Below are 8,437 nucleotides of genomic sequence, written 5' to 3'. Positions count from 1 at the left end.
GTGCGTTCCGGCGCAGCGAATTGGTCACGCTGGAGATGCAATACCTCGAGTGGGAGCAGGAAGGTCTACGGATCACGCTGCCCCGTTCCAAGACCGATCAGGAGGGCGAGGGACTCGACAAGGCGATCCCATACGGCGACAGCATCTGCTGCCCCGCGACAGCGCTACGCCGGTGGTTGGACGCGGCTCAGATCGTTCAGGGCCACTGTTCCGGCGCATCAGCCGCTGGGGCGTACTCGGCGAGGTGGCACTGCACGAGGGCAGCGTGAATACCATCCTGACGGCACGTGCCGAAGCCGCAGGGCTGTTGTATGTGCCCGAACTGAGCAGCCACAGTCTGCGTCGGGGACTGGCTACCAGTGCGCATCGGGCTGGGGCGGATTTCCTTGAGATCAAACGACAGGGTGGCTGGCGGCACGATGGCACCGTACACGGCTATATCGAGGAAGCTGGAGCTTTCGAGGAGAATGCGGCTGGCTCGTTATTACGACGCAAACCGTAGCCAAGGTTTGTAAGCAGGGCTGGTTAGAATCCCAAGTGGCCACCCTCTATTCTCGACCGTCCTTCCGCAGCACATGAGCAGTTCCCTTAAAAACAGTTACTTACAGAACGAATGTCCTAATTTTTGGCTTATCTCGGCACGCCCCCAACATCATCGGTTTCGTGTTCAAGTCGGCCTTGAACCATGCCGCTCCCGCCGCTTTCGCATCGGTGAACGACTGACGCTCTTTGCCTTCCTGATTGATGGTGTAAGTGGTTTGAGTAACGTCTTCTTTGGCCATGTTCGAATCCTTTTTCTATCCAATCTGTAACAACTGAAATGCGGTTTAAACCCGCCCTATCCCTGCTGGACCCTTTGGCAAATGCTCTGGTGTTCGACGCCCATCAAGCTCCAGCGCTGGCTTCGCAATCCCTACGGTCTCCGATACATAACGAATGTTCAATGACCTGTCGTTGGTGAACAAACTGGCTTGAATGCTGTTGAGCGACGTTCTTTTGTGTTCGATCAGAACGTCATAACCATTGACCCGTGCTGCTTGATAAAACGACTGAGAATCGCGGTGGACGATTGGGCCTTCATAGGCCCTGCCAATGTCCGGTTGAATGGCCGGGCCATACTTTTGAAACAGTTCAAAAGACGGTTCACTGCTGCGCTTATGGGCCGTTGGCCAGTCTTGAGGATTCAGCTTCGACGTGTTCACAGGGGCCGCGACGGGATCACCAGGTCGCTTTACGCTTTCCATCTGATAAGCGCCTCGCTCCCCCTGTAGGGAACGATCCTTGTCCGTTGGGCTTTCATCTTTTTCCATCTGTAGACCCTCGCTCAATACTGCGGTTTGAAGGCTTTCCCCTGATCCCACCGGCTTTGCCAGTGATTCAGGTACTGCTCAGCGAGATCTGCATCGTTCCAAACCACCAATGCGTTCTCGCTGTTGCTCTTCGCAGCGGCAGCGGTGAAATTGAAGCTGCCCGTCTCTACTGCTCGCCCATCGACGACAATGAATTTGTCATGGTGAATGGGATAGGTGCTGATAGTCCGTGTGGGTATTCCAGCACGCACCAATAGCGTCAGTGCGTGTTTGCCTGCTCTGGATCCATTGCCCTGCAGATTGCCTTGGTAGTCAGCAACCACCGCCACATCGACGCCACGCTGTTTGGCAGAGATCAGTGCCTTCGCAACATCCGGGCTTGTGAACATATAGGCCGACAACCTGATCGAGCTGGACGCTGAATCAATTGTTCGCAGTACCAGGTCGCGTGCTGAACCTTCCGGCGAGAAACCAACCTCGATGCGCCGGGCACCGTCAACATCGCTAGCCACTGCAGGGGAGTTTGCTTCTTTGGCCTGATCAGCCCAAGCGAATGGCGACACCACGCCAAACATCGCAGTGATCGCCAGTACACGAAACATGGGCGACTTAGAAGCCATTGAACGAGCCTCCCCACTGGTCATTGGCTTTCTTGGCCCCGGCCTGATCATCGACACACTGCGCCACGAAGTCCCCACGGGCTGCTGCAGTCCTGGACGGGCTGAAATCGCCGTGCTTGTACTTTCTTATGCCGAAGTAACGCTTGAGGTACTTGTCACAGTCACCATCGTGTCTCATACCCAGCAGGCAAAGGGTTGCGCCGCATGCGTCCTCATCACTGTTTTGTCCATACGAGAAATCAGTTGGGGGCTGCGCGCCTGCTTGGGCAGCGCCTGCAAATGCGAGAGTCGCCACGAAAGCTAAAAGTTGTTTGCGCATAGGTGTCTCCTTTTCTCGCATGCGAGAAATCAATTGATTATTTGAACGAACGAAGGGGCCGACTGCTGCTGTTCAGGCATTGCCGCTGGCTCAGCTTTGGGCGTCGGGGTTTCGAATGCGGTGAACTGCCGTTTTTCCTCGGGCGCATCGCCGGTATCTAACTGGACTTGAATCTGCGGCTTTTGCTGTGCTTGAGGTTGTGCTTGAGCAACGGCTTGTCCATTGGCATCCGTGAAGGTCAGCCATGGGCCTGCAGGCTGCTCAGAGGCCCCCTGAGCGCGTTTACGGGCCTTTGCCGGTGATTGGGTGCTAGCGACAACGGGAATCGCTTGCGCGGCTTCCTGCACGTCAAATGCAGGCACAATCGGATCTTCCGGTGTAGGGTGACTCGCACGGTCGACCACTTTTTCAACGTATGACATTTCACCAGGATGGTCAGGCTTGAAACCGCGAAGCTCGTTCCCGCTGTAGTACATCGAGGTCGCTTTCAACAACGCTTCCTGCTTCGTGCTGCTGGTTTTAAGGGCTTGGCTGTAATACTCGATCAGCAAATTGCTGATCGCCTGCAGGTTGCGGCATGGCTCGAAAACGTCCTGATAGCTCAGGCCCCGGGCGCGCATGTTCGTAACGAGCAATTGCCCCAAGCCCATCGCGTAGCGGTGCCCATCGCGTTCCAACTGCTCAGCCGTCGCAACGGCTTCACTCAGCGACTGGGGCTGACGCTCCAGCCGAGTACCGACCACGCCAATGGCATATGGGTTGAATGACGATTCGTTGCCTATCAACGCTTTGAGGGTCGATGCGTGAACGTTCGGCGCGCACTTGGCCGCAAGTTCCGAAAAGCGTTTTGGCTGGGCTTCGTCGGCAGTGGCCTGGCCGACGAGGCAGGCGGACGCAAGGATGGCCAACGCGAACTTAGGCAGCTTTTGCATATTGCACCTCCGTGATGTAGCGACGGCCATCAAAGCCGTACTCCCACTGAATCACCACGTCGATCAGGTGACGGGAGAATTCAACCAGTTGGTTTTTGGTCATGTCCGATCCACCCCGCGATGCCATCGACGCAAGCCGGTCGAACATCAAATCGGGGCTATCCGCGTGGATTGTGCTGAATGAGCCGCTATGGCCCGTATTCAACAACTCAAGGTAAGGGTAAGCCTCTGCACCGCGCAGCTCGCCCATGATTGCCCGGTCGGGGGTCAGACGGAGAATCGATTCAAGGTGATCAAACGGAGTTACACGGGCTTTACCTTGTCCACCACGCGAGTAGAGAAGGTGAACCACGTTCTCGCTCTTGAGCCGGATCTCGCGGGTATCTTCGATAGTGACAATGCGCTCATTCGGATCAACGTGATCCAACAGCATGTTGAGCCAGGTACTTTTACCAGCGTTCGTACCCGCCGAAATCATGATGTTTTTATGAGCTTTCACGCAGCCGATAAAAAACTCTGGCCAGCGCTTGGCGCGGAACAGTTCGATCAGGTGATCATCACTGTACTGACCAGGTGTACGCGGTTCGTTGATCTGATCAAACGCACCCGACTCGATGTACTTATCCATCGTCATCTGAATGCGGCCAGGCTTACGAATACACACAATGCCGCCGACATGTTGCTCGACGGCAGGTGCTAGCACGCACTGCACCCGATAATCACCACGTTCCGAATCCGCTACGTGGTCGCTCATGTCCATCGGGATACGACCGGACAGGATTGGCGTATAGGCGTTGACCTCTTGCTCTGTATGCGCCGCGATCAGCTCGGCGAGCGACTTGATCAGCGGAAGGCTGACGCCTTCCACGGCAACCGGTCGCATGAACCGGCTCCCGCGATATGCGGCCCAGACGTTGCCCGGACCATTGATAGCGATCTCAGACACTTGTGGGTCATCGAGCAGAAAGTCGAAGTTACGCAGCTTTTGGCGGAACGAAGCAATCTCAGACATGCCACTTCCTCAGTTGATGAATTTCACGCCGCCGTTGTCAGCCTCTTTGGCGTCCTCGGCGAACTGTTCGGTGAAGTCCAAATCACGCTGCAGGTAGATCACTACACGTGAGCCATGCGGAACCGTGACTGTCGGCTGGATGTTTGCGTAACGGCTGAGAATGGTCTGCGACGACTCTGCGGCGGCTTCCTGCACTTGGGTGCGATATTGAGACGCCGAGTTGTCTTGATCCCCGGAGGAAACGCCACTGTTGGAGGCCCCTGCACCGATGATCGAAACAGCAGCTGCAACGCCGAAGATCTGCGCCCAGTGATTGTCGACAACGCCTCCTTGGCCAGCTGACCCAAGCTGATCGGCACCGGCGCTGTCTAACGGAATTTCCATCGCACGGCGGCCAGGCAGTTTAGGCATACGCAGCCAGTTCCAAACGGTGAATAGGCGCTCTTGGCCAGGTGCAAGACTGGCGTTGTAACTGCCGCATACCTGCGATCCCCAAGGAATCATCACTCGGCGTCCTTCTGCTGCATAAACATCCTGCGAAATGCTCACGCAGATCTGGCCGGGCAATTGACTTTGCGCACGCGGCTGCAAAGTGGCTTCGATGACAGCACCCTGCAGAACTTTGAACTGCAGGTTCTCCAAAGCGCGCGCTTTGGCTACTGGCACCCCGCTGGAATAGGTCGACGATGCAAAACTCTCGTTGACGTTGCGGGATACACGCCCGGAATTACCCGAGTTGCCACCCAACAGCGAACCACCGGCTTGCTGTTGACCAGGATCCTCAACGTCGCGACCTTGTGCAAAGCCATCATCCTTGGCCGTCGCGAAAATCGCGGAGCGTTGGCGAGCTGCGAGCATTTTTCTGCGCTCCAGCTCTTCTTGCATTTCCAATGCTTGGCGGCGTTTTTCAGCCTCGCTCAAACCTTCCTGCTGGGCATTTCGCTCAGCAGTAGTGCGTGGAGTGTCAGCCGGTGCACCTGGCTCACCTTCGTTCGTCACGGGCTTGACCTTTGCCGCCTCGCGCTTGGGTGCAGGATCCTGAACTTTCCTGCGTTCAGCAGCGACAATTTCGTCCTGTTTCGCTGGGGCAGCGGGCTCACCATTGTCATGCTTGAGCCAGTAGACAAAGCCGCACGCAGCAACAGCAGCACCAATCATGAAAATGCCGCTGCGCTTACTACCAGGACCGGCCTTCAACATGGAGTTCGATTGCGACTCGTTCCATTCGGCCATTTCTTCTTCGCGGGTTTTCTCCGCTTGTTGATCAGTTGGCTTGTTCGGATCTTTCGCCATGGTTATGCCCCTCCCCCATCACGCGCACCCCGAGTAACAGTGCGCTTGTACGGATTCGCCAGGTTTTCAACGCAGATGTAGGAATTGCCGCTGCGCACGACGAACATGCTTGCGAGGCGCTGCACGACCCAGTAATCACCCTCGCGGTGTGCATTGACCATCGTTTCAGTGCCGTCAGGCAGCACGCGGTAAAACTGAGGTAGGTCCTGGCCTTTCTTCATCAGAAACTTTGTGAACTGACCGTCATCCATCACGCCCTGCAGGCCAATGGCTTCTTTATCACCCGAGTAGCCGTAATTGATGTTCGGAGAGGTTGGAGTACCGGTGCTGGTAACTGGCCCGGCAGTGGCTGTTGCTGGAGCTTCCGATGCATCGTTTAGGGACGTAACCCGGCTGGTCGGGTAAACAAAACGGATCAGGTACGACTGACCCGTTTTGGCTTTAGAGCTGTTGAGCTGAAAGTAGTACGTCCGCTTTGACGTAATCACCGTCATGTTTGTGTCTGCGTTGTCTTCCACCGGTTTCAAGAAAACCCGGTTACGGAACGGCATGCTTTGCCAAGAGATCGTGTCACCAAGCGCAACGACCTTGACCATTTCGTCCGCCTCAAACTCGATTGAGGTTTGATAGCCATACGTCCCTACCAGCTCGTAAACTTGGTTCGGGTCATACGGCACTTGTTTAACGCGGTTATCAGAGGAAAGCGCTCGCGGCAACTTGGCTGCTTCTGCGGTAAATGCGCAAAGAGTCAAACTCAAGGCAATAGCTGTCGGTAGAACGAACTGTTTTTTCATGATTAGTTTCCTTGTGGGGGAATGAATTACTGGCGGCTCAGTTCTTCACTCTTACGGTATAAAGTTGCCAGGGTTCCGAACGGGTTTTCCCAACGATCACCCAAAGCTCTTGGAATCATCGTATGTGCAACCTTGATAGTTGCCAGATAGGAAGTAACCGTAGGCTCTTTATCACCCCACTTGTGGTTAGTTGACTTGAAGGCAACTTGATACTCATCGCCAATCTTGTTCATCCGGATTGGTTGAGCTTCGATCCAGTCACGTTCACCAAGCAATGCGTAGGGATTGCGCGGGTTATCCGGGCTAATGTCCTTTTCGTATTCGTCAGCGACAGCGCGAGTCATGTACGTATGGCAGGTATCCGACAGCTGTTGCTTGCGGCGCGGATCGAAGGTGTTGCAAGCACGGATGAAATCGAACAGAACGCCTTCGATGATTGCCTGCTCCTTGTCGACGTTCTCTGCCGTGACGGTACGCTGTTTGAGCACTTCTCCTTGGGCGCTGATGACAGTTACCACGTTGATGAAGGTTTTCGACTCAGCCAGGAACGCGATTGCCAATGCAGATCCGAGCAAAGCCAAAGACATAGCACCTACCAGGTAGTACGCACGATTACGTTCCTCTCTGGTTTTCTTGTGTTCGAGCGCCCGTTTACGGCGGGCTTGCTCTTCTTTCGAGAATTCTTTATCCATTATTTACCCAACCCTACAGTGCGCAATGCCATCATCGCGAGTGATGAACCACCAACCGTTGCACTACTTGCCAACGCTGCAGCCCAACCACGAACTTGTAACAAGCAGATGATCAGCACGCCTTCAACAATTACCAGTGTTCCCCATTGTTGAGCGGTAATCAGAGCTGCATCCGTTATGGTTGCTGTGTTGGCTACTTCGTCAATCGCCTGACCAAAGATCGAATAACCAAAGCGAACGATTGCAATCGACAGGATATAAATCAATGAGAAGTTCAGCATTTTGCTAAACCAACTCATCGTCCATTGCCTTGTCTGTTCGAAGAAAATAAACCCGACCAGAATTGGCAAAATCGACATCACAATTGCGGCACCAAACTTAGCGATCAGCATGTTCAAGATTGCAGCGACAAACATGATGCAATTGAGCATGAACAACCCCGAGCCCATGATGATCATGCCGAACTGTCTCCAGCTAACGTTCATCAGCGTACTGGCGACTTGACCGACGTTCACATACAGCGCATCAAGCATCGACGTGCTGTCTACACCACGGCTCATGATCTGAGCTGCGATGCTCTCGGTCCACGCACCCCAAATCTGATAGAGCGCAGAGCCACCCGAGGACCAGTTCAGCGTGAGGAAGACGAGGAAGGTCAACATTGCCCGCTTGACGATATCCCAAGGCGCAACATTGATCTTGCCGTTGTAGGTCTGAATGCCCAGGACCACCCAGTATGCGACCGCAAGGGTCCACACCAGAGGCTCTACCAGAGAGGCGAGATTGGGAAAGACCTCGGCGACAAAACTGGTTGTCACTTCGTCGGTCGATCCAATCAAGCCCTTGAGGGTTAGGTCCGCCATGGATTCGATGCCCCATATACAGACTTGAAGTGCGTGAGGACTTCGGGAGTACGGAAGTCGTCAGCACCAAGAGTCGCGCCCGTTTCGGCTTTGATCTCTTTCGACGTTTTGTCGATGCAGCCAGCGATCAAGCCCCCTTTGTACGATGGGTTCTTCATGTAGATCTCAGCGAAGCACGTCCCCGGAAACCACCTGGCCACATCGGCCTTGGATGCTTTCAACAGAGGGTTCCCCGACGATGTTTCGACATGCACCGGAGAATCACCATTTGCTGCCGCTGGAGCCTCATTACCGAACTGATAGGTCGTGGTGTTGACGTAGATGATGGTTCCTACGACAAACCCACCGATCAACACGCAGACGGTGTTAGTGACGGTAAAGAACTTAGGCATTGCTGGCCTCCTTGGCCTGAATGACGAAAGGTTTGAATTCACAAGCGCATGGGGACTTATCGATCTTCCCGGTGTTGGTCACACAGCCCGAAGCAGCGGACACGATGACGAGCAGCAGCATGAATTTGCCAAACCGGTAGAACAGCCACAGTGGGCCCCATGCTGGTACGGTCAGGATCTTGAGAATCAGCCAAAGAGTTTTCATGTGGT

Annotated in this window: 12 protein-coding genes and 1 pseudogene; 1 reads left to right on the top strand and 12 read right to left on the bottom strand. The window is 54.7% G+C overall.

Annotated features, from left to right (window positions below; genetic code table 11):
• Positions 1–502: pseudogene (locus KVQ82_RS31075) on the top strand (site-specific integrase); the annotation flags it as partial.
• A 100-nt stretch (positions 503–602) separates the two neighbouring features.
• Here KVQ82_RS31075 and KVQ82_RS31070 read toward each other — a convergent pair.
• The 12 genes from KVQ82_RS31070 to KVQ82_RS31015 are packed head-to-tail and all read right to left on the bottom strand — an operon-like array spanning position 603 to position 8,432.
• The gene (locus tag KVQ82_RS31070) at positions 603–782 is read right to left on the bottom strand and encodes a hypothetical protein (RefSeq protein WP_222019493.1); all 180 of its coding nucleotides are present in this window, start codon (positions 780–782) and stop codon (positions 603–605) included.
• A gap of 45 nt (positions 783–827) precedes the next feature.
• On the bottom strand, positions 828–1,310 hold the full coding sequence (locus KVQ82_RS31065) for a hypothetical protein (RefSeq protein WP_172693483.1): 483 nt from the start codon (positions 1,308–1,310) through the stop codon (positions 828–830).
• 14 nt (positions 1,311–1,324) lie between these two features.
• Complete coding sequence (locus KVQ82_RS31060) at positions 1,325–1,930, bottom strand: phospholipase D family protein (RefSeq protein WP_017124985.1); 606 nt, start codon at positions 1,928–1,930, stop codon at positions 1,325–1,327.
• Complete coding sequence (locus tag KVQ82_RS31055; RefSeq protein ID WP_017124984.1) at positions 1,920–2,249, bottom strand: TrbM/KikA/MpfK family conjugal transfer protein; 330 nt, start codon at positions 2,247–2,249, stop codon at positions 1,920–1,922. Before KVQ82_RS31055 ends, KVQ82_RS31060 begins: the two co-directional genes overlap by 11 nt.
• A gap of 29 nt (positions 2,250–2,278) precedes the next feature.
• Entirely contained in the window at positions 2,279–3,181 is a 903-nt protein-coding gene (locus tag KVQ82_RS31050) for a lytic transglycosylase domain-containing protein (protein WP_222019492.1), read from the bottom strand.
• Positions 3,165–4,193 (bottom strand): P-type DNA transfer ATPase VirB11, encoded by a 1,029-nt coding sequence (gene virB11 / locus KVQ82_RS31045; RefSeq protein ID WP_017124982.1) that lies wholly within the window; start codon positions 4,191–4,193, stop codon positions 3,165–3,167. The genes KVQ82_RS31050 and virB11 overlap by 17 nt, the downstream gene beginning before the upstream one ends.
• 9 nt (positions 4,194–4,202) lie before the next feature.
• Entirely contained in the window at positions 4,203–5,486 is a 1,284-nt protein-coding gene (locus tag KVQ82_RS31040; protein WP_017124981.1) for a TrbI/VirB10 family protein, read from the bottom strand.
• A gap of 2 nt (positions 5,487–5,488) precedes the next feature.
• A complete protein-coding gene (locus KVQ82_RS31035) occupies positions 5,489–6,280 on the bottom strand; it encodes a TrbG/VirB9 family P-type conjugative transfer protein (RefSeq protein ID WP_172693485.1) in 792 nt (263 codons plus the stop codon).
• Between the two features lie 26 nt (positions 6,281–6,306).
• Positions 6,307–6,972, bottom strand: a complete 666-nt coding sequence (locus KVQ82_RS31030) for a type IV secretion system protein (RefSeq protein WP_017124979.1) — start codon at positions 6,970–6,972, stop codon at positions 6,307–6,309.
• Positions 6,972–7,835 (bottom strand): type IV secretion system protein, encoded by an 864-nt coding sequence (locus KVQ82_RS31025; RefSeq protein ID WP_017124978.1) that lies wholly within the window; start codon positions 7,833–7,835, stop codon positions 6,972–6,974. Before KVQ82_RS31025 ends, KVQ82_RS31030 begins: the two co-directional genes overlap by 1 nt.
• Positions 7,823–8,227 carry a hypothetical protein gene (locus KVQ82_RS31020; protein ID WP_222019491.1) on the bottom strand — a complete coding sequence of 135 codons (405 nt, stop codon included), beginning with the start codon at positions 8,225–8,227 and terminating at the stop codon, positions 7,823–7,825. Before KVQ82_RS31020 ends, KVQ82_RS31025 begins: the two co-directional genes overlap by 13 nt.
• Entirely contained in the window at positions 8,220–8,432 is a 213-nt protein-coding gene (locus KVQ82_RS31015; protein WP_017124976.1) for a hypothetical protein, read from the bottom strand. The genes KVQ82_RS31020 and KVQ82_RS31015 overlap by 8 nt, the downstream gene beginning before the upstream one ends.
• Positions 8,433–8,437 lie beyond the last annotated feature (5 nt).

It is taken from the genome of Pseudomonas sp. AO-1 (assembly GCF_019775695.1).
Lineage (GTDB): Bacteria > Pseudomonadota > Gammaproteobacteria > Pseudomonadales > Pseudomonadaceae > Aquipseudomonas > Aquipseudomonas parakoreensis.
This window is presented reverse-complemented; position numbering and strand designations above follow the sequence as displayed.

Bases quoted from the DNA above. Each gene is read 5' to 3' on its own strand.
- KVQ82_RS31070 (WP_222019493.1), bottom strand. From the start codon at position 782: ATGGCCAAAGAAGACGTTACTCAAACCACTTACACCATCAATCAGGAA.
- KVQ82_RS31065 (WP_172693483.1), bottom strand. From the start codon at position 1,310: ATGGAAAAAGATGAAAGCCCAACGGACAAGGATCGTTCCCTACAGGGG.
- KVQ82_RS31060 (WP_017124985.1), bottom strand. From the start codon at position 1,930: ATGGCTTCTAAGTCGCCCATGTTTCGTGTACTGGCGATCACTGCGATG.
- KVQ82_RS31055 (WP_017124984.1), bottom strand. From the start codon at position 2,249: ATGCGCAAACAACTTTTAGCTTTCGTGGCGACTCTCGCATTTGCAGGC.
- KVQ82_RS31050 (WP_222019492.1), bottom strand. From the start codon at position 3,181: ATGCAAAAGCTGCCTAAGTTCGCGTTGGCCATCCTTGCGTCCGCCTGC.
- virB11 (WP_017124982.1), bottom strand. From the start codon at position 4,193: ATGTCTGAGATTGCTTCGTTCCGCCAAAAGCTGCGTAACTTCGACTTT.
- KVQ82_RS31040 (WP_017124981.1), bottom strand. From the start codon at position 5,486: ATGGCGAAAGATCCGAACAAGCCAACTGATCAACAAGCGGAGAAAACC.
- KVQ82_RS31035 (WP_172693485.1), bottom strand. From the start codon at position 6,280: ATGAAAAAACAGTTCGTTCTACCGACAGCTATTGCCTTGAGTTTGACT.
- KVQ82_RS31030 (WP_017124979.1), bottom strand. From the start codon at position 6,972: ATGGATAAAGAATTCTCGAAAGAAGAGCAAGCCCGCCGTAAACGGGCG.
- KVQ82_RS31025 (WP_017124978.1), bottom strand. From the start codon at position 7,835: ATGGCGGACCTAACCCTCAAGGGCTTGATTGGATCGACCGACGAAGTG.
- KVQ82_RS31020 (WP_222019491.1), bottom strand. From the start codon at position 8,227: ATGCCTAAGTTCTTTACCGTCACTAACACCGTCTGCGTGTTGATCGGT.
- KVQ82_RS31015 (WP_017124976.1), bottom strand. From the start codon at position 8,432: ATGAAAACTCTTTGGCTGATTCTCAAGATCCTGACCGTACCAGCATGG.